Genomic DNA, 25124 nt, shown 5'->3' with positions numbered 1-25124 from the left:
GCGCGATCTGAGCGTGCCCGCAATCGAGACCCACGAGAGCAGCAATTGAGCACCAAGAACTCCCAACCCGTCACCCGCGTCAGCGAGCTCGACGGCGGAACGCGCTTCAACGCGGCACTCGTCGCGGCGATGGGCGTCGCGTTGGCGACACTCCTCACCTCGCTCGTCGTCATGAACGAGCGAGACCTCACCGGGGTCATCTCGCCGCTCACGACGCTCACCGACACGTTCGACTTCTACTCGCTGCCGGTGCTCCTCCTGCTGATCCTCGTCACGCTCGTCGGCTGGCTCGGGTGGCTCCGCAACTGGTGGATCGCCGCGATCGCCGGACTCGTGCTCGCGCTCATCGCGGGCACGGTCGGCTACGTCGTCCGGCTCGCGACGGGTGGCGCTGAGTTCACCAGCGAGACGTGGTCGGCGATCTTCACGGAGTTCTTCGGGCTCAACTTCGTGTTCCTCGTCTCCGGCACCGTGTTCACGGCGCTCATCGGGCCGACGCTGTTCCGCCGGCAGGTCGCCGAGATGCTCCGGGAGGTGTCCTCTCGCGTCGCGCACGCGGGGGAGCTCCGCCGGTTCGCGGAGTCCAACAGCAAACTGGCGCTCGTGCGCATCCCCGCCGCGAACCCGCAGGATGCCCAGGTCACCTTCCAGGAGCGCGCGGCGGTCGACCGCGATCGCGCCAACGAGCAGTGGGAGTCCTACGTCGCGCTGCTGGACGAGCACGGGTGGGAGACCCGCGAGGTGCCAGCGGCTGAGACCATGCCGGACTCGGTCTTCACCGAGGACCAGGTCATCGTGCTCGGCCAGGTCGCGATCCTGGCTCGCAGCGGGGCGGCGTCCCGTCGCGCCGAGCTGCCTGGCGTTCGGGCGGCGCTCGCCGAGACCGAGTTCGTCACGATGGAGATCGAGGCCCCGGCGACCCTCGACGGGGGCGACGTGCTCCTCGCGGGCGACACCGTCTACGTCGGCGCGTCCACCCGCACGAACGCCGAGGGCATCCGCGCGCTGCGCGAGATCGCGCTCGATCTCGGCTACCGCGTCGTCGCGGTGCCCATCACCGGGGCGCTGCACCTAAAGACGGTCGCGACCGCCCTGCCCGATGGGACCGTCCTCGCCTGGACTCCCGCGCTTGAGCAGCCCTCCCTGTTCGGTGGCTACATCGAGGCACCCGAGCTGCTCGGTGCGAGCATCCTGCCGCTGGATGCGGACACCGTGCTCGTCTCCGCTGCCGCGCCGGCGACCGCGAAGCTCGTGAAGCGCCTCGGCTACAACGTCGTCACCCTCGACATCTCGGAGTTCGAGAAGCTCGAGGGCGGGGTCACCTGCCTGTCGGCTCGCGCCTACTAGACGCGACCGCATCCCCGATCACACCACGATCGCTGCCCGGCGTTTCACCCTCTCGCAGTCCCGCAAGAGGGTGAGACGCCGGGCAGCGATTTCGGTCGAACTGCTTTACAGCGAGCCGGTTCCGTGCTGGCTGAGCTCCCGCTCGCCGATCGTCTCCCCGTACTGGGTCTCGCCGGTGACGACGAACCCGAGGCTTCGGAAGAAGTCGCCCGGCCCGAGGTCGCCCTCTTCCCAGATGGTGGTCACCTTGTCGAAACCGCGGCGTGCAGCCTCATCGAGGATCGCCGTCACTGCGAACGACCCGACACCACGGCGCTGGTAGTCGGCATCGACGTTCATGCGCATGATCGTGGCCCGGAACAGCTCGTCGGGAGCGTCCTCGTCGAAGTTGGCCATGATGAAGCCCACGACTCGACCGTCGAGCACGACGACCCTCGGCCACGACGTCGACTGGCTGACGTAGGCCTCCGAGATGGAGTGCGAGACAGGCGCGACGAACGCCTCCTGGCCTGGTTTCAGTGTGAGCGTGTTGGCGGCGACGATGTTGTCGGCGGACAGCTCTTCGATATACAGCTCGCTCATGGATGCAGAGTAGCGCTCCGTCTGAGTAATCCTCCGAATGCGGCCCCGGTAAGCTGGAGGCAAACCGCGCTCAGAAGGAGAACTCTATGGCGAAGATCAAGGTCGAAGGAACGGTTGTCGAGCTCGACGGCGACGAGATGACCCGCATCATCTGGCAGAAGATCAAGGACACGCTCATCCACCCGTACCTCGACGTGAACCTCGAGTACTACGACCTGGGCATCGAGAAGCGCGACGAGACGGACGACCAGATCACGGTCGACGCGGCGCACGCGATCCAGAAGCACGGCGTCGGCATCAAGTGCGCGACGATCACCCCTGACGAGGCACGCGTCGAGGAGTTCGGCCTCAAGCAGATGTGGCGCTCCCCGAACGGCACCATCCGCAACATCCTGGGCGGCGTCATCTTCCGCGAGCCCATCATCATCTCGAACATCCCGCGCCTCGTGCCGGGCTGGAACAAGCCGATCATCGTCGGCCGCCACGCGTTCGGCGACCAGTACCGTGCCACCGACTTCCGCTTCGCGGGAGAGGGCAAGCTCACGGTCGAGTTCACGCCGGACGACGGCTCGGAGCCGCAGAAGTTCGAGGTCTTCCACTCCCCGGGAGATGGAATCGCGCAGGTGCAGTACAACCTCGACGCATCCATCACCGACTTCGCCCGCGCCTCGCTCAACTACGGCCTCACGCGCGGCTACCCCGTGTACCTGTCGACGAAGAACACCATCCTCAAGAAGTACGACGGTCGCTTCAAGGACATCTTCCAGGAGATCTTCGAGGCCGAGTTCAAGGAGAAGTTCGACGCAGCAGGCATCACCTACGAGCACCGCCTCATCGACGACATGGTCGCGGCGTCGCTCAAGTGGGAGGGCGGCTACGTCTGGGCCTGCAAGAACTACGACGGCGACGTCCAGTCCGACACCGTCGCGCAGGGCTTCGGCTCGCTCGGCCTCATGACGAGCGTCCTCACGACTCCCGACGGCAAGGTCGTCGAGGCCGAGGCGGCGCACGGCACGGTCACGCGCCACTACCGCCAGCACCAGCAGGGCAAGCCCACGTCGACGAACCCGATCGCCTCGATCTACGCCTGGACGCGCGGCCTCGCGCACCGCGGCAAGCTCGACGGCAACCAGGAGCTCATCGACTTCACGCAGGCCCTCGAAGAGGTTGTCATCGAGACCGTCGAGTCGGGCAAGATGACGAAGGACCTCGCCGCGCTCGTCGGCGAGGGCACGCCCTTCCAGACGACCGACGACTTCATGAACTCGATCGCCGAGAACCTCGCAGCACGAGTGTCCGCGTAAGCGACACCCGACCGCACACGAGGCTCTGGCCTCGGAAGCCCCGCATCCCGCCTCGGCAGCATGCGGGGCTTCTGCGTTGGCCGAATAGGGTGGAGGCATGAGCACCACGCCAGTCCGCATCACCGTCACGGGAGCAGCCGGGAACATCGGCTACTCGCTCCTCTTCCGCATCGCATCGGGCGCCATGCTCGGCGATACTCCGGTCGAGCTCCGGCTCCTGGAGATCCCGCAGGCGGTCGAGGCGGCGGAGGGAACGGCTCTTGAGCTCGCCGACGGCGCCTTCCCGCTGCTCCGATCAGTGGATGTCTTCGACGATGCGGACGCGGCCTTCGAAGGGACGAACATCGCCCTCCTCGTCGGGTCGATGCCGAGGCGCGAGGGCATGGACCGCGCCGACCTGCTCGAAGCGAACGGCGGCATCTTCGCGCCCCAGGGCCGCGCGATCGGGAAGCACGCCGCCGATGACGTCCGCGTGCTCGTCGTCGGCAACCCCGCGAACACGAACGCCGCGATTGCGCGAGCCGCAGCGCCGGACGTCCCGGGCGAGCGCTTCACGGCCATGATGCGTCTCGACCACAACCGCGCGATCGCTCAGCTCGCCGCGAAGGCCGGCGTCGGCGCCGGCGAGGTCTCTCGGATCCACGTCTGGGGAAACCACTCGAACACGCAGGTCCCCGACGTCGATCACGGCACGATCGCAGGTGTCCCGATCCGTGAGCGCATCGCCGACGACGCCTGGGTCGATGGCGAGTTCGTCACGACGGTTGCCACGAGGGGAGCCGCGATCATCGCGGCGCGAGGTGCTTCCTCTGCCGCCTCGGCGGCATCCGCCGCGGTCGACCACGTCCGTGACTGGGTGCTCGGGACCCCCGAAGGCGACTGGACGACGGCCGCGCTCCCCTCGAAGGGCGACTACGGCATTCCCGAAGGGCTCGTCGCGGGTGTCCCGGTCACGTCCAGCGGCGGCGACTGGCAGGTCGTCCAGGGGCTCGAGCTCGGCGAGCTGACGCGAACGCGCCTCGCGGCGACGGTCGAAGACCTCGAAGCCGAACGCGATACCGTTGTCAGTCTCGGATTCGTTCCGTCGACGTCCTGAAGTGAGAAGAGCTGCAATGACCAATGCCGAACCGGACATCCTCGCGCTCGAGGTGCTGATCCGCCGCGACGGCGTCGGCGAGATTCGGGAAGGCGACTCGGTCGAGCGCATCATCGCGGCCGACGCGGACGAGCTCCGCTCGGCGATCATGACGCGCGTCGTCGACCGTGCGACGCGCGACGAGATCGTGATCGACTTGCGCACGATCGACATCGACGGTGTCTTCCCGCTCCGCGTCTCCCCAGACGGGGGGCTCGTCGAAACGGGGGACGTCGCAGAGCTGGCGCCCGGCGAGGACGAGCTCACCGACCGACTCGCCCCTGGCGCGACAGCGCCCGAGCCTTCGGGCGACCCCGCCACCCAGGACCGCCACGACGAGACGTCCGCAGCGAACAGCGACGGGTTCCTTCCGCAGGGCAACGTGCACGAGACCGTGCGCATCCCGAGGGTCGAGATGATGCACCACGCCCTCGACCAGGAAGCGGAGGTCGCGCAGCCAGCGCCAGTGCTCGAAGCGGGGCTTCCCGAGACCGGACGCGCGCCCGAGAGCCCCGACCAACATGAGGACGAGGCAGGCTCCCCGACCAACGCGGAGACACCCCCAGTCTGGTTCGAGGACCGGATCGACGAGGACGGCCTCGAGGACACGCAGCCGTGGCAGCCGAGATTCCCGCGGGACGCGCGTCAGATGCGCGAACTCGAGGAGCTCGAACGCGCCGAGTCGGCAGCGCGTGAGCTGGCTCGTCCGAGCACGGCGCCAGAGCCGGCGAACCCGGCCCCGGTCGCAGCATCCGCCACCGCAGGAGCGGTCGCCAGGGCAGCATCCGCGACCGCGCCGGAACGCCGGAAGAGCGACACCTCCGCCCCGACGCTCGCCGACCTGCTCGCCGACAAGCAGGCGGCACCGGAGGCACCGGCGCAGCAGGGATGGCGCAGCGCCCTGCGCCTCGGAACGGGCGGACTCATCAAGCTCGGCCCAGGCGAGGCAGAGCGAGTCAAACGCGACGAGATCCGACGAGTGCAGCGGCAGTTCGACGGCTCGCGCACCGTGGTCGTCATGAACCCGAAGGGCGGCGCGCACAAGACCACCGCGACCCTCATGATCGCCGCCACGTTCGGTGAGATCCGCGGCGGCTACACGCTCGCCTGGGACAACAACGAGACCCGCGGCACCCTCGGGTGGCGCTCGCACGCCGGCAGCCACCGCAACACGGCGGTCGACTTCCTGCGGCAACTGCCGAGGTTCGAGGTGTCGGGAGGCGCGACCATCGCCGATGTCGACCGATTCGTGCGACCGCAGGGTGACGCGCAGTTCGACGTGCTCGCATCCGATGACGACGCGGCCTCCGCGGCGATCATCGACGCAGAGGCCTTCTCGCGCATGCACCGCACCCTGAGCCGCTTCTACCGCGTCCTCGTCGTCGACACCGGCAACAACATGCGCGCCAGCAACTGGGAGGCGGCCCTCGACGTCGCCGACCAGCTCGTCATCGTCTCCACGGCCAGAGAGGACACCGCCGCGTCCGCAGCCTGGCTCGCGGACGGGCTCCGCGAGCGAGGTTTCGGGGAGAAGCTCGAGAACGCCGTCACGATCCTCTCCAGCCCCTCCGCGAAGGAAGACCAGGCGCTCAAGGAGCGCCTGCACCACCACTTCGAGCGCCTCACGCGGGCCGTCGTTGAGGTACCGTACGACCACGCCTTCGTCGGCGGCGGTGAGCTCAGCGTCTCGAGCCTCAAGCCAGCCACGCGAGATGCGTGGCGCACCGCGACCGCCGCCATCGCGGAACGCCTCTGACCGAACTCCAGACCTAGGAACCCAGTGCTCACGATCTCCCACACCTCCCGTGCTGCCAGCCCGGAAGAGATGGATGACATCCAGACCGGTCTCAATGACCGCTACGGCGTCGTCCTCTCGTCCGGCGTCGAGTACCCGGGCAGGTACACGCGATGGGACATCGGCTTCATCGATCCGCCGCTCATGATCGAGGGGCGCGGGTTCGCGCTGCGCATGCGCACGCTGAACGAGCGCGGGAACATCCCGCTGCGCGCATTCACCGACGCCTTCGAGCGCCTCGACGGCGTCAGCGTGCGAGTGCTCGCCGACGGCGACGTCGAGATCGACGTCACCTCGCAGCGTGACGAGATCATCCCTGAGGAGCAGCGCACCCGCAGGCGGTCGAGCTTCAGCGTGCTGCGCGCCATCATCGAGACCATGCCGGACGACATCCCGCACCTCGGGCTCTACGGCTCGTTCGGCTACGACCTCGTCCGGCAGATCGAGGCCCTCGAGGCGCCGAACGGCGGAGACCAGCGCGACCTCGTCGTCTTCCTGCCCGACTCCGTGCTCGCCGTCGACCGACAGCGCGGCGACGCCACCAGGCACGACTTCGAGTTCTCCGACGACACGACCTCGACCGAAGGGATGCCCCGCACCGAGGTGCTCAGTCCCTTCGTCTCGCCCGCAGCATCCGCCCAATCGTCCCGCGATCACGAGCCGGGGGAGTACGCGGCCCTCGTCGAATCTGCCAAGGCCTCGTTCGCACGCGGCGACCTCTTCGAGGTCGTGCCAGGCCAGGCCTTCCGCCGTCCCGTGCGCACAAGCCCCGCCGATGTCTTCGCCTACCTGAAGCGCAACAACCCGGCCCCCTACGGAGCCCTCATGAACCTCGGCGGCCAGGAGTTCCTCGTGAGCGCCAGCCCAGAGATGTTCGTCCGGGTCGCCGGCAGCCGCGTCGAGACCGTGCCGATCTCGGGCACCATCGCCCGCGGGGCCGACGCGATCGAAGACGCCGACCGCATCCTCGAACTGCTCAACAGCGACAAGGACCGCTCCGAGCTCACGATGTGCACCGACGTCGACCGCAACGACAAGTCGCGCGTCTGCGAGCCAGGATCGATCAAGATCATCGGCAGGCGGCAGGTCGAGCTGTACTCGAAGGTCATCCACACGGTCGACCACGTCGAGGGCAGGCTGCGGCCCGAGTTCGACGGACTGGACGCGTTCGCCACGCACATGTGGGCGGTCACCGTCACCGGGGCCCCGAAGATCTGGGCCATGCGCTTCATCGACGAGCACGAACGCAGCCCCCGCACCTGGTACGGCGGCGCCATCGGCGTGCTCCTCGCCAACGGCGACGTCAACACGGGCCTCACGATCCGCACCGCGATGATCCGCGACGGCATCGCCGAGGTTCGCGCGGGAGGCACCCTCCTCATGGACTCCACCCCGGCAGCCGAAGAGCTCGAGACGGAGATGAAGGCGTCCGCGCTCCTCGAGGCGCTCGACGCCTCCGCCGAGAGCGCCGCCCCCGAGCCCGTCGCAGAGGTCGAGCCAGTGCGCTCCGGAGTCGGGCACCGCATCCTCTTCCTCGACCACGAGGACTCGTTCGTGCAGATGCTCGCCGGGTACATGCGCGAGACGGGCGCGGAGGTGCGCACGGTCCGCATCCCGAAGGGGGGCATCGAGCGCGCGGAGATGGCGCGCATCCTCGACGAGCAGCAGCCGTCGCTGGTCGTCATGTCGCCAGGGCCCGGCGCTCCGAGCGACTTCAGGTCCGCGGAGCTGCTCGACGAGATCGTCGACCGCTCGCTGCCGGTCTTCGGCGTGTGCCTCGGGCAGCAGGCCATCGGGGAGTACTTCGGCGCGTCCCTCGGGCAGCTCGGGTACCCGCTGCACGGCCAGGAACGCGAGGTCGTCGTCACCAACCCGGGCTTCCTGGACGCACTCCCCGAACGGTTCGTCACGGGCCGGTACCACTCGCTGCACATCGACCCCGCGACGATGCCCGAGAGCCTCGTGCTCGTCGCCTCCGACGACGACGGCATCCCGATGGCCATCCAGCACCGTGAGCTGCCGATCTTCGCCGTGCAGTTCCACCCGGAATCGCTCATGACCCTGCGCGATTCTGCCGGGAAGCGCATCATCGAAGCCGTCATGGAGCGCATCCCGGCCCGAGTCCCCGCCGCCTGAGGCGGATTCGGGGGCGGTGGCGACCTCCCGTCTCGCCGCCGCCGCCGTCTCGCCGCCGCCGTCTCGCGCTCGCCCCTGCCGCCGACGTGTTTTCTGGGACCCAGAGGCTCCGGTCTGTCCAACATCAGTGCAGATCTCGGTGTTCTCGGTGTCTCACGCGCTCTGGCACCGGATATCGCACTCAAGATGGTCACGCGCGACGCCGCCGGGAACCGGAAGCCAGGTGCGCACCACTCGCGAGGAGCGCGAGCAGTGCTCCCTCGACCTCTGGCCATCGGTGCATGATCTGCTCGTAGGTGAGTCGCAGCACCCGATAGCCGAGGGCCTTCAGGACCAGGTCGCGTTCCCGGTCTGCCCGATACCGGTCTTCATCGGCGTGGAACGCGCGGGAATCGCACTCGATGACCAGGCGCTCCCCGACGACGAGGTCGACGAACCCGACCCCAGAGATCCACATCTGCGGTCTCGGTGTGAAGCCCCGGAGCTGACACCAGAGACGCACGATGCTCTCGGTGCCGGACTGGCTGCTCCCGTCCACGAAATCGAGCTTCTTCCTGGCGTGCGCTGGCTGGCCATCCGCGAGGGCCATCAGTGAACTGTGGTCGACCTTGCCGAGTTGGATCGCCGAGTCCGCGACGATGACGAGGTCTCGGGTCGGCAGGCACGTGAGCGCGCAGCTCAGGGAGACGCTGACGTCGTCGACAGCACGCAGGGCGAGGGCTTCGCCGCGCCCGCGGACGCTTCGGTGCCAGAGGACCGTCGGTTCGCCATCTCCGTTGCGTGAGCTCGTCACACCGCGGGCTCCCGTGGCGATTCTGGCGTGGAGGTTCTCATCTGGCGGTGTCCAGACTCCGGAGACGCTGAGTGCACTCAGGCAGGTGAGGCGAGCGCGGAGTCGCACAGCTTGGATCGCCCGCTGAGAGGCTCCGGTGATCGCGTACCAGCCGGGTGCCGGGCGCTGCACGGAGCCGTCTCGGACAAGTGACTCGAGGGAACGACGCGTATTGCCGCTCTCATGCCACTCCCGCCTCGAGAAGACGCCTCCGGGTGGCGGAGTGAACGGCTGGGGTGGCAGCTTCTTCGGCATGGCCCCACTGAACGACACCGGGCGCATCGTTGTGGTGAGGGATGCAGTGCTTGTGAAGAGCGCCCTCTCCACAGACCAGCAGTGCAGAAGTCGATTGACCAACATCAGTGCGATTTCGACGCCATCTGGCACTCAGGGCAGCGAATGCGGCCACAGTGCACTGATGTTGGACAGCGGCAGCGGCAGCGGCAGTGTCGGCGGCAGTGGCGGAGGTGGAGGCGCGGGCTGCCCGCCGCGCGCGATTCGGCGTGACCGGAGCGTTCCGCTCCGATCAGTGGAAGATGATCGTGCGCTGCCCGTCGAGGAGAACGCGGTGCTCCGAGAACCACTTCACGGCCTGCGTGAGGGTGCGAGATTCCTCGTCCTGGCCGATGGCCATGAGCTCCTGGGGCGCCCGCGTGTGGTCGACGCGCACGACGTTCTGCTCGATGATCGGGCCCTCGTCGAGGTCGCTGGTCACGAAGTGGGCGGTGGCTCCGATGAGCTTCACGCCGCGCGCGTGCGCCTGCCGGTAGGGGTTCGCGCCCTTGAAGCCGGGGAGGAACGAGTGGTGGATGTTGATGGCTCGGCCGGCGAGCTCCGCGCACAGCTCGGGGGAGAGGATCTGCATGTAGCGAGCGAGCACGACCAGCTCGATCTGCTGCTCCTCCACGACCTGCAGGATGCGCGCTTCGAATGCCGCCTTCTCGTCGGGTCCGGTGACGGGCAGGTACTCGAACGGCACCTCGTAGAACTCGGCGAGGCCCTTGAGGGCTTCGTTGTTGGCGAGCACAAGCGGCACGTCGATCTGCAGGTGGCCGGAGCGCTGGCGGAAGAGGAGGTCGTTGACGCAGTGTCCGGCCTTGGTCGCGAGGACCAGGGTGCGGACGGGGCGGCCGGCGTTGTCGAGGGAGACCTCCGCGCTGAACCGCTCGGCGACGGGCTCGAGTCGCGCGAGGAGCTCTTCGCGGCTGGCGTCGGTGCGCACGTCCACGCGCATGAAGAAGCGACCAGTGTCGATCGACGAGAACTGCTGGAGCTCCTCGATGTTGCCGGCGGAGTCGACGATGGCTCCCGTGACGGCGTGGACGATGCCTGGCTGGTCTGGGCAGTTGAGGGTGAGCACCCATCGAGTCGCTTCTGGAATCACGAGTTCAGGGTAGCCGTCTTGACGCCACCGTATAGAATCGGACGTGGTCGGGCGGATCGCTCGGCCCCCGGCGTGCCGGTATGCACGCAGTCGACTCCCTGACGAGGTTTCCCGCTCGTCCGGAGTGCGCCGTTCGGATCCTGCGAATGACTTCTCTCACTTCTTCTCCGCTGACGTCTGCCCCCAAGCTGCCGCTCGTCCCTCTCATCGCGCTCGCGTTCTCGACGTTCATCAGCGTCACGATCGAGATGCTCCCGACCGGGCTGCTCGAGCAAATGACGGTCGATCTGGGCGCGACTCGCGCGGAGATCGGCTGGCTGATGACGATCTTCGCGTTCACGGTCGTGTTGACGAGCACGCCGCTGACGGCACTCACGAAGCGTGTTCCGCGTCATGCCCTGCTGGTCGTCGTGCTCGCGGTGTTCGCGATCGGCTCGATCGCGTCGGCGTTCGCGCCCACCTATGCGTGGCTCGTCGTGACGCGTGTCATCACGGGCCTCGCGCACGGCGTTTTCTGGGCGGTCGTCGCCTCGTACATCTCGCTCATCGCCCCGAGGGAGCTGCTCACGCGCGCCGTCTCGATCACGCTGGGTGGCGGGGCGATCGCCTACGTCCTCGGCGTTCCGATCGGCACGGCGCTCGGTCAGGCGTTCGGCTGGCGCTTCGCGTTCGGCTCGCTTGCGGTCATCACGCTGCTCGTCGCGGTGCTCCTCTGGTTCCTGCTGCCTCGGGTGAATCACCTCGACGAGTCGTTCTCCACGCGGCCCATCGCGCTTCCGGATGACTCCGACGGGCCTGCGGTGCCGGTGAAGCGCATCCGCTTCGCGCAGCGTTCCCTGCTGACGGTGATCCTGCTGTGCGTCATCACGCTGATCACGATGACCGCCCAGTACGCGTTCTACTCGTACATCTCGCCGTACTCGCTCGACGTGATCGGCTTCCCGGTTGCGACGCTGAGCCTCGTGCTCTTCGCGTACGGCATCGCGTCGGCGGGTGGCACTGCGCTGGCCGGTGTGGTGTTCACGGCGCGGCCGCGGGTGGGGCTGGCGACGGGCTACCTCTTGATGCTCGTCGCGGTGACCCTGCTGCTCTTCGCGCACGACACGACGGTCGCGCTCATCGCGCTGGTCATCTGGGGTCTCGGGATGGGCGTGCTGCCGCCGCTGCTGCAGTCCCGCATCCTGAACGCAGCCCCGTCTCGCCACCGCGACCTGTCGAGCGCCCTGTACACGTCTGGCTTCAACTTCGGCATCGGCTCGGGCGCGCTGGTCGGCGGTCTGCTGCTGGATGCCGCGGGGCTCGTGGCGCTGCCCGTGTTCTTCATCGCGATGGTCGGCTTGGGGCTCGTGAGTGCCCTGGTGCTCGACGCGGTGCTGGCTCGGCGCCCGCTCCAGCAGTCGAGCTGAGCCCGCTCGAACTGAGGTCGTCGGCGACCCGCTGCAGTCCGTCGCGGACGGCGGCGATCGTCGGCGATGCGGCGCTCGCGGTGCGGATGGACGTGAAGATCTCGCGTCGTGGGACGCCCGTCAGCGGCAGGAAGCGCACGTTGGGGGCGGCGTGCGCCCAGGTGAGGTCGTTGAGGATGCCGACTGCGTGCCCGGTCTCGATGAAGCGCATCTGCGCCTGCAGGTCGGCGGTCTCGTAGCGGACGTCCGGCTCGAAGCCGGCGACGCGGCACTGCTGCTCGCCCCAGTGGCGCGACGCGGAGCCCTGCGGTTCCATGACCCAGGCGAGGTCTCTGGTGTCCGCGAGCGTGGTCACGGGGGAGTCGACGGGCACGGCGAGACGGAGGGCGTCGTCGGTGAGGAGGCGCTTGTCGAGGCCGGGGTGGTGCGGGGCGGCGTGGCCCGGGTACTGCTCCGCGACGACGACGTCGAAGTCGCCGGCGAAGGTGTCGAACAGCGCCGACTCCGGTTCGTGCTGCACCATCTCGATGCGGAGTCCTGGGTGCTCTTCGGCGAGCACGTGAAGCAGCGGCGGGATGAGGGTGAGTGCCGCGGATTGGAACACGGCGAGGCGGACGGTGCCGACGGCGCTGGTGAAGGAGGCGAGCACTTCCTGCTCGGCGATCTCGAGGCGTTCGAGGATCTCCGCGGTGTGTCCGGCGAGGATCTCGGCCTGCTGGGTGAGCTGCACACGCCGTCCGTGCTTGCGGAGGAGTTCGACGCCGAGCTCCGCTTCGAGGGCTGAGAGCTGCTGCGAGACGGCCGACGGCGAGAAGTTGAGGGCCTTGGCGACTTCGGCCAGGGTGCCGCGAAGCTGCACTTCGCGGAGGAGTCGGAGCTTGCGTACGTCGAGCATGATCAATCATCACACGTGCTGATGGAAACGCGTCAATTTCCTTCACTTTACCTAACGGAAGTCCGGTGCTGATACTGGGTCACATGACCGCCACCGTGACGCCTGTCTTCCCCGCAGATTCCCTCACCGACCTCGCGCCGGAGGCAGTCGCACTCGTGCGTCGCTGGCTCACGGAGGCCGCCGAGATCCCGGTGGATGCATCCGCCGCTCAGCTCGCCGGCGTGCTCAAGGACCCGCGGGGGCTCGACTTCACGGTCGGCTTCGTCGACGGCGTCGTGCGCCCCGAGGATCTCAAGGTCGCCGCGCGCAAGCTCGGCTCGATCGCCGACGAGGTGCCCGGCTTCCTGCCCTGGTACATGAAGAGCGCCGTGCGCGTCGGAGGCACCGTAGCCCCGATCCTCCCCGGGGTCGTCGTGCCGGTGGCCCGCAAGGTGCTCCGCGACATGGTCGGCCACCTCATCATCGACGCGACGGACGCGAAGCTGGGGCCGGCCATCGAGCAGATCCGGGGCAAGGGCGTGCGGCTCAACCTGAACCTGCTCGGCGAGGCCGTGCTGGGCAAGAAGGAGGCGGCCCGCCGCCTCGAGGGCACCACGAAGCTCCTCGCGCGCGACGACGTCGACTACGTCTCGATCAAGGTCTCCTCGACGACGGCACCGCACCAGCCGTGGGCGTTCGAGGAAGCCGTCACCGACGTCGTCGAGGAGCTCACGCCCCTGTACCGCCTCGCGGTCGAGAGCCCGAACCGCAAGTTCATCAACCTCGACATGGAGGAGTACAAGGATCTCGAGATGACCATGGCGGTCTTCACACGCATCCTGGACGCCCCCGAGTTCCTGAGCCTCGAGGCCGGCATCGTGCTGCAGGCCTACCTGCCAGACGCGCTGTCGGCGATGATGCGCCTGCAGGAATGGTCGGCGGAGCGCGTCGCCCGCGGCGGCGCCCCCATCAAGGTGCGCCTCGTGAAGGGCGCGAACCTGCCGATGGAGCGTGTCGAGGCGTCCCTGCATGGCTGGCCCCTCGCGACCTGGGGGACGAAGCAGGACTCCGACACGAGCTACAAGCGCGTGATCGACTACGCCCTCACCCCGGAGCGGGTGAAGAACGTGCGCGTCGGCGTCGCGGGCCACAACCTCTTCGACGTCGCCTTCTCCTGGTTGCTCGCGAAGCGCCGGGGAGCGACGGACGGCATCGAGTACGAGATGCTCCTCGGCATGGCGCAGAGCCAGGCTGAGGTCGTCAAGCGCGAGGTCGGCGGGCTCCTCCTCTACGTGCCGGTCGTGCACCCGCAGGAGTTCGACGTGGCCATCGCGTATCTCATCCGTCGTCTCGAGGAGGGGGCGAGCCAGGACAACTTCATGTCGGCGGTATTCGAGCTGGCCGACAACGAGGAGCTGTTCGAGCGCGAGTCGCAGCGGTTCGTCGCCTCCCTCGATGCGCTCGACCGCGTCGTCCCTCCCAGCAACCGAGTGCAGGACCGCACTGCCGAGCCCGTGGCGCTGCCGGCCGACCGCTTCGAGGAGACGCCGGACACGGATCCGTCGCTCCCCGTGAACCAGGCCTGGGCGCGCGGCATCCGCGAGCGTGCGCAGGCTTCGACCCTTGGCGCGGAGACGATCGACGCCAACACGGTCGGCACGCTCGGCGAGCTGGATGCACGGGTCACGCGTGCCGTCGCGGGCAGCCAGTCGTGGGGTGCGCTGTCCGGCGCGGAACGCGCGGAGGTGCTGCACCGGGCTGGTGACGCGCTGGAGCGTCGACGCGCGGACCTCATGGAGGTGGCTGCGTCGGAGGCCGGGAAGACGCTCGACCAGTCGGACCCCGAGATCTCGGAGGCGATCGACTTCGCCCATTACTACGCGGAACTCGCGCGCGGTCTCGACGCCGTCGACGGTGCGTCGTTCGTGCCGTCGAAGGTCATCGTCGTGACGCCGCCCTGGAACTTCCCCATCGCGATTCCCGCGGGGTCGACGCTCGCCGCGCTCGCGGCCGGCGCGTCCGTCATCATCAAGCCCGCGCGGCCAGCTGCGCGCTGCGGCGCCGTCATGGTCGAGGCGCTCTGGGAGGCGGGGGTGCCGCGTGAGGTGCTGCAGTACGTGCAGTTCTCGGACCGTGAGCTCGGAAGTGAGCTCATCAAGAACCCCTCGGTCGATCGCGTCATCCTGACGGGCGGCATCGAGACCGCTGAGCTGTTCCGCTCGTTCCGCCCCGAGCTGCCGCTGCTCGCGGAGACGAGCGGCAAGAACGCCATCATCGTCACGCCGAGCGCCGATTACGACCTGGCTGCGAAGGACGTCGTCGCCTCGGCCTTCGGTCACGCCGGCCAGAAGTGCTCCGCATCGTCGCTCGTGGTGCTCGTCGGGCAGGCGCAGCGTTCGCGCCGCTTCCGCGAGCAGCTCCTCGACGCGGTGCGCTCCCTCACGGTCGGCTATCCGTGGGATGCCGCATCGCAGATGGGGCCGATCATCACCCCAGCCTCCGGGAAGCTGCTCGACGGACTCACGAATCTCGGGGCGGGGGAGCGGTGGGCGGTGGAGCCGAAGCAGCTCGACGACAGCGGCAAGCTCTGGAGTCCTGGAGTGCGGGTGGGCGTGGAGCGCGGTTCCGAGTTCCACCTCGTCGAGTACTTCGGCCCGATCCTCGGCATCATGACGGCCGACACGCTCGAGGAGGCCATCGAGATCGTCAACGAGGTCGACTACGGACTGACCTCGGGCATCCACTCGCTCGACCGCGGCGAGGTCTCGCAGTGGCTCGACACCATCCAGGCGGGCAACCTCTACGTCAACCGCGGCATCACGGGCGCCATCGTGCAGCGTCAGCCGTTCGGCGGCTGGAAGAAGTCGGTCGTGGGATGCACGACCAAGGCGGGCGGGCCGAACTACCTCGTCGGTCTCGGCACGTGGCAGCGGTCGGCCTCCGCCCTCTCGGCTCCCATCGTCGACGCCGGCGCGCAGTCGCTGCTCGACGCGGCGAAGGCGGTCGCGAAGGCGAACCCTTCTGCGCTCTCCGACGCCGACACGGTGAAGCTCGAGCGTGCGCTCGGCAGCGACGCCCGCGCCTGGGCTGAGGAGTTCGGACGTGACCGCGACGTGCAGGCGCTGTATGCGGAGCGAAACGTGTTCCGCTACCTGACGTTCCCCGGCGAGATCGTCGTCCGGCTCTCCGAGGATGCCCGGGTCGCGGATCTCCTTCGGGTGATCTCGGCGGGTCTCGTCGCGAGTGCTCGTCTGCGCGTGTCGACGGGTGTTGCCCTGCCGTCCTCGGCGAAGGCTGCCCTTGCCGGCGCCGGCGTGCCGATGCGAACCGAGAGCGATGCAGAGTTCCTCGGCTCGGCTGGCTCGCTGCATGCCGGGCGCATGCGCATGATCGGCGGCGATCCCGTGGCGCTTGCGCGAGCCGTGGATGGCCGTGTCGACCTCGCCATCTATTCGGGAGAGGTGACCGAGGCCGGCCGCGTGGAGCTGCTGCCGTTCCTGCGAGAGCAGGCTGTCTCGATTACCGCGCACCGTTTCGGAACGCCGAATGGGCTCACGGAGGGGCTTCTCTCGCGCTGAACTGACGTCGCTGAATTCGCCTCCAGTTCGACCGTCGGGTAATTCTCGGTATCCTGGCGTGAAGTTCGGGCGGTTGTTTTCGGGGGTATTCGGTGCTTGAGAGTTCGAGGCAGGATCTCAGTGCTTGGATCGCGAGGATCGCGCACACGGGGGAGCCGTTCGCGCATTTTTCGACGGAAGATCTCGTTTCCGGCGCATTCCGTGAATTCCACGGGGAATCCGGGATTGCCGAATTCTTCGGCCTCTCCAAGCCGGTGAATTCGTCCGCTGCCGCGGCGTTCCACGCATACACTCTCGAAGCCTTCGTCGGTTCGGTGCATCTCTACGGAACGCTGCGCACGAGCTCCGGCGTCGAGCGCGGCGGGGAGGACTTCACTCGGGATGCGCACGAGAAGCTCATCGCGATCGGCATGCTGCGGGGTTCGCTGAAATACCGGAATGGGAAGCACACGGGCGTGCTGGGGCCGGGGGACGTGCTTGTCGTGAACTCGACGCATCCGCTCGTCACCGCGAGCATCGGCGTGGTCGAGACGCTCGGCATGGCAGTCCCCATCGACGACATCTCGAAGGACTCGCGGGTCACGGGCGGCCAGTGGCCGGTGCGTCTGCCCGAGAGCGCGCTCACGTCCGCCTTCGTGGCGTTCGTCGGTCGCTACCTCGTCGAGGACGCCACCGCGGAGGGCGGCGGGCAGGTGTCGTCGGGGCTCGCCGAGCCGGTGCTCTACGACCTGCTCCGTTCCGCCCTCTTGCAGGTCGTGCCGGCGACGATGACTCCGGCCCAGCAGTCGCTGCGCCTGCAGGTCGCCGTGCACGACCTCATCGAGAAGTACCACGTGCTGCAGGGCTTCGATGCGGACAGCATCGCACGAGCGCTACACATCAGCCGCCGCAAGCTGTACCGCGACCTCGCGGAGCACGGCGAGGGTGTCGCCGGGCTCATCGCCGCGCGCAGAGTGAGATCTGCCGCCGCGATCCTCCTCGAGCAGCCGGCCATGCCGCTCAGCGAGGTGTCGGCTGCGGCGGGATTCGGGGACGCGACAACCATGCGGCGGCATTTTCTCTCCAAACTCGGCGTGACACCCGCCGACTACCGCAGAGAGAACGTCTGACCGCGTAGCCTCATCCCTGCGACTCCCGCACGCACGGCGGCTCTCCGTCGAATGCGGAGAACCGCGATCAAGGATTCCCCGCCGCCGATCAAAGGACGCCTCGTGGCTTCGTCGATTCACCGCCCCGCGCTGGTCACCGCCAAGATCGGGCTCGGTCTGCTCGCCTTCTCCTCCATCGTGTCGGAGATAGCGACGATCGTGGAACGCGGAACCTGGGTGCCGGATCAGTTCTTCGCGTACTTCACGATCGAGACGAACATCCTCGTTGTCCTCTCGCTGCTGATCAGCGGAGTCGCGACCGCCGCGAATGCGCAGGGCGCGCGGATCAACGCCTTCCGTGCGGCAGTGGCGGTCTACATCCTCATCGTCGGCATCGGGTTCTCCCTGCTGCTCTCCGGCCTGAGCGACGTCGACTTCACGGCCGTGCCGTGGAACAACACCGTGCTGCATTACGTCATGCCCGTCGTCATGCTGATCGATCTCCTCATCGACCGGCCGACCAAGCGCATCCGCTTCGCGCCCGCGCTCATCTGGCTCATCTTCCCCGCCGGATACGCGGCGTTCTCCCTCATCCGCGGCAACCTCACCGGCTGGTACCCCTACCCGTTCCTGAACCCGACGAACCAGGGCTACGCGCCCGTCGTGCTGACCATCATCGGCCTCGTCGCACTCGGCCTGGCGTTGACCTGGCTCGTGACACTGCTCTCGCGGAGGCCAGCCAAGTCGCGGTAGACTTATCACGGCCGCGACTGGCGTTCAGGTGGGTCACCACCAGGGAGCGGCTCTTCGGGTTCTCGAGCCGTTCGCCTGGGCTCGCCGGTTCACGACCACATGTTCGCCGTGCCATCCGGTTTCCTGAAGGAGTCTTCGTGACCGATACGTTCAACGCCCCTCTTGATGCATTCAACGCGCCGCTGAGTGAAGTAGACCCTGAGATCGCTGCGGTTCTCGAGCAGGAGCTCGACCGCCAGCGCTCCACGCTCGAGATGATCGCCAGCGAGAACTTCGTTCCGCGCGCCGTCCTCGAGTCAACGGGCAGCGTTCTCACCAACAAGTACGCCGAGGGCTACCCCGGACGTCGCTACTACGGCGGCTGCGAAGTCGTCGACGTGGCTGAGAACCTCGCCATCGAGCGCGCGAAGTCGCTGTTCGGCGCGGCTTTCGCGAACGTGCAGCCGCACTCCGGCGCGACGGCCAACGCCGCCGTCATGCACGCCCTCGCCCGTCCCGGCGACACGCTGCTCGGCCTGTCGCTCGACCACGGCGGACACCTCACGCACGGCATGAAGATCAACTTCTCCGGCCGCCTCTACAACATCGTCGCGTACGGCGTCGACGCCGAGACCTCGCAGATCGACATGGAGCAGGTGCGCGAGCTCGCACTCGAGCACAAGCCCAAGGTCATCGTCGCCGGCTGGTCGGCGTACCCCCGTCAGCTCGACTTCGCGAAGTTCCGCGCGATCGCCGACGAGGTCGGCGCCTACCTGTGGGTCGACATGGCGCACTTCGCCGGACTCGTCGCCGCTGGCCTGCACCCGAACCCGGTGCCCCACGCGCACGTCACGTCCAGCACGGTGCACAAGACCATCGGCGGGCCGCGCTCCGGCTTCATCCTGACGAACGACGCCGACCTGGCCAAGAAGATCAACACCGCCGTCTTCCCCGGCCAGCAGGGTGGCCCGCTCATGCACGTCATCGCCGGCAAGGCGACCGCGTTCAAGCTCGCCGCGAGCGACGACTTCAAGGACCGCCAGGAGCGCACGCTGCGCGGCGCGAAGATCGTCGCCGACCGCCTCCAGCAGGCAGACGTGGCCGAGGCCGGCATCTCGGTCCGCTCGGGTGGAACCGACGTGCACCTCATCCTCGTCGACCTCCGCAACGCTGAGATCGATGGCAAGCAGGCCGAGGACCTCCTGCACGAGGTCGGCGTCACCGTCAACCGCAACGCGGTCCCCAACGACCCGCGCCCGCCGCTGGTCACCTCGGGTCTGCGGATCGGCACGCCCGCTCTCGCGACGCGCGGCTTCGGCGACGCCGAGTTCACCGAGGTTGCCGACGTCATCGCCCTGGCGCTCCTCCCCGACGCCGACGTGCCGGCTCTCCGCGCCCGCACCAAGGCGCTCGCCGACGCGTTCCCGCTCTACCCGGGCCTCGGCGAAGCATGACGGCTGCCTCCCTCGACGGCAAGAAGGCCGCGGCCGAGATCAAGGCCGAGCTCCGGGAGCGCGTAGCCGCGCTCGCGGGGCGAGGCGTCGTCCCCGGACTCGGCACGATCCTCGTCGGAGAAGACCCCGGGTCGAAGTGGTACGTCGCGGGCAAGCACCGCGACTGCGCTGAGGTCGGCATCGAGTCGATTCGCGTCGACCTCCCGACCGAGACCACGCAGGAGGAGCTCGAAGCGGAGATCGACCGCCTCAACGCCGATCCCGCGTGCACGGGCTACATCGTGCAGCTGCCGCTGCCGAAGCACATCGACCAGGACCGCGTCATCGAGCGCATCGACCCGTCGAAGGACGCGGACGGGCTGCATCCCACCAACCTGGGACGTCTGGTGCTGAACGCCAACGACCCGATCACGACGCCGCTGCCCTGCACGCCTCGCGGCGTGATCGAGCTGCTCCGCCGCAACGACATCTCGCTCAACGGCAAGCACGTGCTCGTCATCGGCCGTGGCGTGACGGTCGGCCGCTCGATCGGTCCGCTCCTCACACGACGCGAGAACAACGCGACGGTCACGCTCACCCACACGGGCACGCCCGACATCGGCGTGCTGGCACGTGAGGCTGACGTCATCGTGTCGGCTGCCGGTGTCGCCGGCATCGTGCGCCCCGAGTGGGTCAAGCCGGGCGCCGCTGTCCTCGACGTCGGCGTCAGCCGCATCGAAGACCCGGAGACGGGCAAGTCCAGAGTCGCGGGCGACGTCGACCCGGGAGTCTGGGACGTGGCCGCCTGGGTATCGCCGAACCCCGGCGGTGTCGGCCCCATGACGCGGGCGCTGCTCCTCGAGAATGTCGTCGAGCAGGCCGAGCGCCTGAACCCGGCGGTCTAACAACCGGGTTCGTGCCAAGGGTGCGGGCAGTTCATCGAACTGCCCGCACCCTTTTGCGTATCAGCTTCTCCGCAACCCGCAGTCCGCCGCCACGAGCCACCAGCAGGCGAGCGTGTGCGCCAACTGGACCAAGTCAGTCGCGACCTGAGGCTCAGCCGTGCGGCTGAGACTGGCGCTGCGCAGCGAACGAGGCGACCAGCTGCTCGACGCGATCCGCAATGATGTCGCCACCGAACTCGGGGGGCGATGCGATGGTGCCGTCGGCCGCGAGCAGGATCGCCGCGGGGGTCGCGTGAGCTTCGAAGAACTCCGTGGCGGCCTTCGCGCCGAAGTAGGTGTGGGGCAGCGCGCTCGGGTAGCTCTTCTTGACGGATGCGCGGCTCGACGAGGTGGCGACGATGATCTGCGCGTCGTCGCCCAGCCGCCGCGACCAGTCGCCGACTTGGCTGAGCACGGGTCCGCAGGAACCGCAGCCGACGCGGGCGAAGATGAGGATCGTCGTCTTCTGGGGAACGACGACGAGGTTGTAGAGCAGTTCCGGCGCCCCGTCCCCGGAGACGAGTTCAAGGGTGTGGGGGATGGCATCCCGAGCGGCTGGGTCGGAGATGAGGTCGGGACCCTCGACGAGTTCGAAGTCCTGACCAGCCGTCGCGTCGCGAGTCGTCGTCGGCGCGGAGACGGGAGGCTTCACGATGCCGGCGACGATGCCGACGAGTGCGACGGTCGTGGTCGCGGCGAGCCACAGCCAGTCGTCGACCGAGAAGAGCGCAAGCTGGGTCGGGACTCCGAGCGCCATGCCCGGGAGGAATATCGCGAGGAGCGCTGCGAGCGTGAGGCCCGCGTTCCGCCAGATCGTGATCTGGCTGACCGGCTCGGTGCTGAGCGCCCCGAAGCAGTTGCAGTCGACGGCCTGTCGCTTGGAGACGCTGCGTGCCACCACGACCAGGTAGGTCGCCATGAGGGCGGCGGCGAGGGTGGCCGCGATCAGGTAGGCCGGTCCGCTCAGGAGCAGCAGCGCGGCTCCCAGGATGATCTCGCCCACCGGCAGTGCGACTGCGGCCCACGGCTTCCGGAGCGGGGCGGGGACGCCGAACGCGGCCAACGACTGCAGGGTGCGGGAGCGCTGGGGGAGCTTCAGCGCGCCGCTGGCGATGAGGACGCAGGCGATCAGCGCGGGAAAGATCACGAAGGTGGGAAGCACTCGTTCATTATCGCCCTTGGGCGGCGCGTCGTCTCGCTGAGCTTGACCGGTGGCGCGGGGCCGTCGAAGATCGACGCATGCGCCTGAATTCCCTCGATGTGGTGCGCGGCTTCGCGATCTTCGCCATGATCATCGCCCACGCGGTCGTGTTCCTGGACGACCGCGAACCGCGCGCGCTGCAGGTGCTCTTCCAGTTCCTGAACGACGCCGCGTCACCCCTGTTCGCGCTGGTCATCGGCGTGACGGCCGGCTATCAGCTGCGGGATTCGGCGCGGTGGGATTCCCGACGGAAGAGCTTCTTCGCGCTCTCGTGGGTCATCAAGGCGATCGTGCTCATCTTCGTGGGGCTGCTGCTGAGCATCAACTTCTCTGGCGTGCTCATCGTCTTGGATTTCCTGGGCATCATGATGCTCGTGGCCACGCCGTTCCTCTTCCTGCCGACGGCCTGGTCGGCCGGGGCGGCGCTGCTCTTCCTCGCGCTGGCGCCCATCGTGAACGAGGCAGCCCGGGCCTGGGCGCTGACGTCCGTGTTCTCGCCGTCGTCGATGTTCGACCCGACCGCCCTCCTGCTCGACTGGACGGTCCTCGGATCCGCGTACCGCCTGACGAACCTGCTGCCGATGCTGCTGATCGGGTTCCTCCTGGCCCGCTGGCAGCTCGGCAACCGGAGCCGAACGGCGTGGGCGTTCGGCGGGGGAGCGGTGCTCCTCGGGGTGTCGCTGTTCGCGCGGCGGTGGGAGGAGATGGCGAGCGGTGTCACCCAGTCGGGGTCCTACGGCGACGAGGCGCGGGATCTCGGGCTCGCGCTGCTCGCGTACGCGGGCATCCAGCTGCTCGGGGACTTCTCGGGCGAGCGGATGCGCACCTGGTCCGCCCGCCTGACGAGGCCGCTGGCCGACATGGGCACCATGGCGTTCACCGTCTACTGCCTGCACGTGCTCATCCTCACGGCGATCTGGTCGCAGCTGCTCCTTGGGGAAGAGAACTGGCTCGCGGGCCCCGGTCTCGTCTACCGGCAGCCGGAGGGCCTGCTCACGATGGTCACCATCATGGTCGTGTGCCTGCTGTTCGCGACCCTCTGGCGCCGGTACCTCGGGGTCGGCCCGCTCGAGCGGGCCATCGGGGTGCTCTCGCTCAGGCATCCCCCGGGAACATTGCTTGCAGGTCCTCCCGCCGCGACCAGGCGAGTCGAACCAGCTCTTCGAGCACCTCGAGATTGAGCGACGAGAACCGCCCCACCCAGATGCAGTCCTTGCCGAGCTTCGCCTTGCCGAGCTGCTCGAGGAGTCCCTGTGGGGCCCACATCTGGAGTCCGTAGATCGACATCGACGCTTTGCGCGGAGCGAATCCGAGGATCATCGCCTCGCCGGAATGGCCGCTCTCGTACGTGTAGCGATAGCGGCCGTAGCCGATCATCGTGGGACCCCACACGACGGCTTCCTCGCCCGTGACCCGATCCATGATCTCCTTCAGGATGCGGGCATCCTCGCGTCGCCCCGCGGGCTCTGCCTGATCGATGAGGAGATCGGGTGAGACCTCTGACGGCTTCGTCTTCGTATCTGCCATGACGAGAGTATGACCCCGGCCGCCGACAAATGGGTGCCGCCTGAGCAGAGGCGAGGTCTGGATTCGCGATAGGATTTCCCACGGTCGCCGCACGCCAGGCGACTGTGGGGCCTGTAGCTCAGTTGGCAGAGCATCGGACTTTTAATCCGCGGGTCGTGGGTTCGAGCCCCACCGGGCCCACCCTTCTCCCTGCTCGACAGCACGCAACGGCGCGTCGGAAGCTCCACCCGCATCGGGTGCGGACTTCCCAGCGAGTGACGCACCTCGCGTGGAGTTCGCCCCGACCGAGCACGATGAAGCCAGACCTTGGCCTGCCGTGCAGTTCTATCCGACGCTCGAAGCTGCGCTGCGGGACTCTCTGCCTGCGGAGGATCGAGAGAAGACCACGGGGTCGGTCGCCTCATGAGTCGTGGCAGTGTCCTGCGTCGATCCACGTCGGGCGGTTACGATCGGCGCATGAAGGTCGATCAACGGGTACACGTCAGGGACTTCCGCCCTTTCGCGGTCGTCGATGACCTGTGCGAGCTCCGCGGGCCAGCATCAGGCGTGGTGACGCTCTCGCACGCGATCTACTGGGGACCGAACCGCGACTTCGACATTGGTGACAACAACCGGGCCGCGGACGCCTACACGGCGATCTTGAACGAGGGCACGCGCACGGACGTAATCGAACTGATGAACGCGCACCGGCTCGAGCGGGTGTGGTCCGTGCTGACATTGCCGTGGCGAGTGCTCGATGAGTGGCAGACTCGTCACCCGGTTCTGCACCAGGATGACGCCGAGCTCCTCGTTCGACTGGCCGCCTTCGCAGCAGTGCCGAGCGCATGAGCTCCCACAAACCGAACGACCTGCCACCGGAACCCTTCCCGTGGATGAGCACGAATCGACCCTCCGGGCCTTATCGGATGACCCTGAGGACTCCGCTCAGTGAGGCGCTGCTGGGGTCGTTCCTGCTGGTGATGGCTCTCCTCTTCTTTGTGACCGCGATAGATGGTGACTCCACCGGCGTCGTGGTGGTGGGCCTCGGCATCGTCGTCATTGCGGGCGGCGCCGGAGTATTCATGCTCATTGTCGCGATAGCGCGTGCGCGCTGGTTCCGGGCCTTTGAACGAGCCCACGGCCGTCGACCGTTCTGACCGCCGGTCACCGAACGGGAGTCGCTGAGTGAAGGATCGACCGCACCAGGTCCCCGTCCGCGGCGAACGCTTGCCGCCTCGCACGCAAAGGCTCCAAGTAGTCATTCACGGCTTCTGCACCGGGACTGGGCGTGAACGAGCAAGTCGCACGCCAGCGACGCATCACGACAGCGCTCCTCGACGCGCTCGGACCGCACGGGTTCGCCTTGAGCGGGGCCGGAGCGCTGCGCGAACATGGCATCCTCGAGCGCCCGACCGAGGACGTCGACCTCTTCTGCGAGCAGAAGAGCGACGCCGACTTCGCGGCCGCAACCTCACGCGTCAACCACCCGCTCAGAGACACCCAGTTCTCAGCGCAACGCGTGACCGACGTCCTGGGATCTCCTCGCTTGCGCGTGACCAGCGCTGACGACAGGCCGGACCGATGAAGCCCAGGTACAGCAGCCCGCACCCGTCTAGCTGGCCCATCTGAGGCGAGGGAAAGGCTGGAGCTGCGCCTGGCATGCACTGGGTAGTGATCCGGGGCGGACGCGGAGCTCGATGGCTGCCGCGATAGCCCACGCAAGACGGGATCATCATTGCGCAGATGTGGTCGGCCTCTCGACACGTGCGTCGGTCGAGGATGGACCGCGTGCATCGGGGCACACATCCGACATTCATGGACTGGATGCAGGAATCCCAACCGAACGG

At 68.0% G+C, this 25124-nt stretch carries 21 protein-coding genes, 1 tRNA gene and 1 riboswitch; of the genes, 16 read left to right on the top strand and 6 right to left on the bottom strand.

Features of this window, described 5'->3' with window-relative positions; genetic code table 11:
• Positions 1-45 precede the first annotated feature (45 nt).
• On the top strand, positions 46-1347 hold the full coding sequence (locus tag C5E07_RS19780; protein ID WP_258063881.1) for a dimethylarginine dimethylaminohydrolase family protein: 1302 nt from the start codon (positions 46-48) through the stop codon (positions 1345-1347).
• Between the two features lie 105 nt (positions 1348-1452).
• Here C5E07_RS19780 and C5E07_RS10620 read toward each other — a convergent pair whose 3' ends face one another.
• Positions 1453-1929 carry a GNAT family N-acetyltransferase gene (locus C5E07_RS10620; RefSeq protein ID WP_104242574.1) on the bottom strand — a complete coding sequence of 159 codons (477 nt, stop codon included), beginning with the start codon at positions 1927-1929 and terminating at the stop codon, positions 1453-1455.
• 86 nt (positions 1930-2015) lie between these two features.
• On the opposite strand from C5E07_RS10620, the gene C5E07_RS10615 reads away from it, so the two are divergent.
• The 4 genes from C5E07_RS10615 (at position 2016) to C5E07_RS10600 (ending at position 8299) form a co-directional block, all read left to right on the top strand.
• Positions 2016-3233: an NADP-dependent isocitrate dehydrogenase gene (locus C5E07_RS10615; protein ID WP_104242572.1), complete on the top strand. Its 1218-nt coding sequence runs from the start codon at positions 2016-2018 to the stop codon at positions 3231-3233.
• Between the two features lie 97 nt (positions 3234-3330).
• Positions 3331-4329, top strand: a complete 999-nt coding sequence (locus C5E07_RS10610) for a malate dehydrogenase (protein WP_104299405.1) — start codon at positions 3331-3333, stop codon at positions 4327-4329.
• Between the two features lie 16 nt (positions 4330-4345).
• Complete coding sequence (locus C5E07_RS10605; RefSeq protein ID WP_104299404.1) at positions 4346-6124, top strand: chromosome partitioning protein; 1779 nt, start codon at positions 4346-4348, stop codon at positions 6122-6124.
• A gap of 24 nt (positions 6125-6148) precedes the next feature.
• Complete coding sequence (locus C5E07_RS10600; RefSeq protein ID WP_258063879.1) at positions 6149-8299, top strand: anthranilate synthase component I; 2151 nt, start codon at positions 6149-6151, stop codon at positions 8297-8299.
• A 190-nt stretch (positions 8300-8489) separates the two neighbouring features.
• Here C5E07_RS10600 and C5E07_RS10595 read toward each other — a convergent pair whose 3' ends face one another.
• On the bottom strand, positions 8490-9386 hold the full coding sequence (locus C5E07_RS10595) for a DUF559 domain-containing protein (RefSeq protein ID WP_181057933.1): 897 nt from the start codon (positions 9384-9386) through the stop codon (positions 8490-8492).
• Between the two features lie 271 nt (positions 9387-9657).
• Positions 9658-10515 (bottom strand): formyltetrahydrofolate deformylase, encoded by an 858-nt coding sequence (gene purU, locus C5E07_RS10590; protein WP_374953203.1) that lies wholly within the window; start codon positions 10513-10515, stop codon positions 9658-9660.
• 146 nt (positions 10516-10661) lie between these two features.
• On the opposite strand from purU, the gene C5E07_RS10585 reads away from it, so the two are divergent.
• Positions 10662-11921 carry an MFS transporter gene (locus C5E07_RS10585; RefSeq protein WP_181057931.1) on the top strand — a complete coding sequence of 420 codons (1260 nt, stop codon included), beginning with the start codon at positions 10662-10664 and terminating at the stop codon, positions 11919-11921.
• Here C5E07_RS10585 and C5E07_RS10580 read toward each other — a convergent pair.
• The gene (locus C5E07_RS10580; protein WP_104299484.1) at positions 11836-12816 is read right to left on the bottom strand and encodes a LysR family transcriptional regulator; all 981 of its coding nucleotides are present in this window, start codon (positions 12814-12816) and stop codon (positions 11836-11838) included. The genes C5E07_RS10585 and C5E07_RS10580 overlap by 86 nt on opposite strands.
• An 83-nt stretch (positions 12817-12899) precedes the next feature.
• On the opposite strand from C5E07_RS10580, the gene C5E07_RS10575 reads away from it, so the two are divergent.
• The 5 genes from C5E07_RS10575 (at position 12900) to C5E07_RS10555 (ending at position 20531) form a co-directional block, all read left to right on the top strand.
• On the top strand, positions 12900-16373 hold the full coding sequence (locus C5E07_RS10575) for a proline dehydrogenase family protein (protein ID WP_104299401.1): 3474 nt from the start codon (positions 12900-12902) through the stop codon (positions 16371-16373).
• A gap of 314 nt (positions 16374-16687) precedes the next feature.
• Positions 16688-17482: an AraC family transcriptional regulator gene (locus tag C5E07_RS10570; protein WP_146080573.1), complete on the top strand. Its 795-nt coding sequence runs from the start codon at positions 16688-16690 to the stop codon at positions 17480-17482.
• A gap of 102 nt (positions 17483-17584) precedes the next feature.
• Complete coding sequence (locus tag C5E07_RS10565) at positions 17585-18214, top strand: Pr6Pr family membrane protein (protein ID WP_104242558.1); 630 nt, start codon at positions 17585-17587, stop codon at positions 18212-18214.
• Positions 18215-18217: 3 nt separating this feature from the next.
• A riboswitch (ZMP/ZTP riboswitch) is annotated at positions 18218-18302 on the top strand.
• 49 nt (positions 18303-18351) lie between these two features.
• Positions 18352-19647 (top strand): serine hydroxymethyltransferase, encoded by a 1296-nt coding sequence (gene glyA, locus C5E07_RS10560; protein ID WP_104299399.1) that lies wholly within the window; start codon positions 18352-18354, stop codon positions 19645-19647.
• Positions 19644-20531 (top strand): bifunctional methylenetetrahydrofolate dehydrogenase/methenyltetrahydrofolate cyclohydrolase, encoded by an 888-nt coding sequence (locus C5E07_RS10555; protein ID WP_104242554.1) that lies wholly within the window; start codon positions 19644-19646, stop codon positions 20529-20531. The genes glyA and C5E07_RS10555 overlap by 4 nt, the downstream gene beginning before the upstream one ends.
• A 151-nt stretch (positions 20532-20682) precedes the next feature.
• Here C5E07_RS10555 and C5E07_RS10550 read toward each other — a convergent pair whose 3' ends face one another.
• Entirely contained in the window at positions 20683-21732 is a 1050-nt protein-coding gene (locus C5E07_RS10550; RefSeq protein ID WP_104299398.1) for a MauE/DoxX family redox-associated membrane protein, read from the bottom strand.
• A gap of 77 nt (positions 21733-21809) precedes the next feature.
• On the opposite strand from C5E07_RS10550, the gene C5E07_RS10545 reads away from it, so the two are divergent.
• Complete coding sequence (locus tag C5E07_RS10545; RefSeq protein WP_104299397.1) at positions 21810-22952, top strand: acyltransferase family protein; 1143 nt, start codon at positions 21810-21812, stop codon at positions 22950-22952.
• Here C5E07_RS10545 and C5E07_RS10540 read toward each other — a convergent pair.
• Positions 22867-23298, bottom strand: coding sequence for a DUF1801 domain-containing protein (locus tag C5E07_RS10540; protein WP_104299396.1), 432 nt, complete (start codon positions 23296-23298; stop codon positions 22867-22869). The two genes, C5E07_RS10545 and C5E07_RS10540, sit on opposite strands and share 86 nt — an antisense overlap.
• A gap of 107 nt (positions 23299-23405) precedes the next feature.
• Between C5E07_RS10540 and C5E07_RS10535 the strand changes: the two genes are divergently transcribed.
• The 4 genes from C5E07_RS10535 (at position 23406) to C5E07_RS10520 (ending at position 24862) form a co-directional block, all read left to right on the top strand.
• Positions 23406-23478, top strand: a tRNA-Lys gene (locus C5E07_RS10535).
• A 276-nt stretch (positions 23479-23754) separates the two neighbouring features.
• On the top strand, positions 23755-24126 hold the full coding sequence (locus C5E07_RS10530) for a hypothetical protein (protein ID WP_104242447.1): 372 nt from the start codon (positions 23755-23757) through the stop codon (positions 24124-24126).
• Positions 24127-24170: 44 nt separating this feature from the next.
• The gene (locus C5E07_RS10525) at positions 24171-24434 is read left to right on the top strand and encodes a hypothetical protein (RefSeq protein WP_146080572.1); all 264 of its coding nucleotides are present in this window, start codon (positions 24171-24173) and stop codon (positions 24432-24434) included.
• 131 nt (positions 24435-24565) lie between these two features.
• The gene (locus tag C5E07_RS10520) at positions 24566-24862 is read left to right on the top strand and encodes a hypothetical protein (protein WP_104242443.1); all 297 of its coding nucleotides are present in this window, start codon (positions 24566-24568) and stop codon (positions 24860-24862) included.
• Positions 24863-25124: the final 262 nt, after the last annotated feature.

Source organism: Pseudoclavibacter sp. RFBJ3, assembly GCF_002931375.1.
In the GTDB taxonomy this organism is placed as follows: domain Bacteria; phylum Actinomycetota; class Actinomycetes; order Actinomycetales; family Microbacteriaceae; genus Pseudoclavibacter.
The sequence above is the reverse complement of the archived record's forward strand: the minus strand, read 5'-3'. Positions and strand labels throughout refer to the sequence as shown.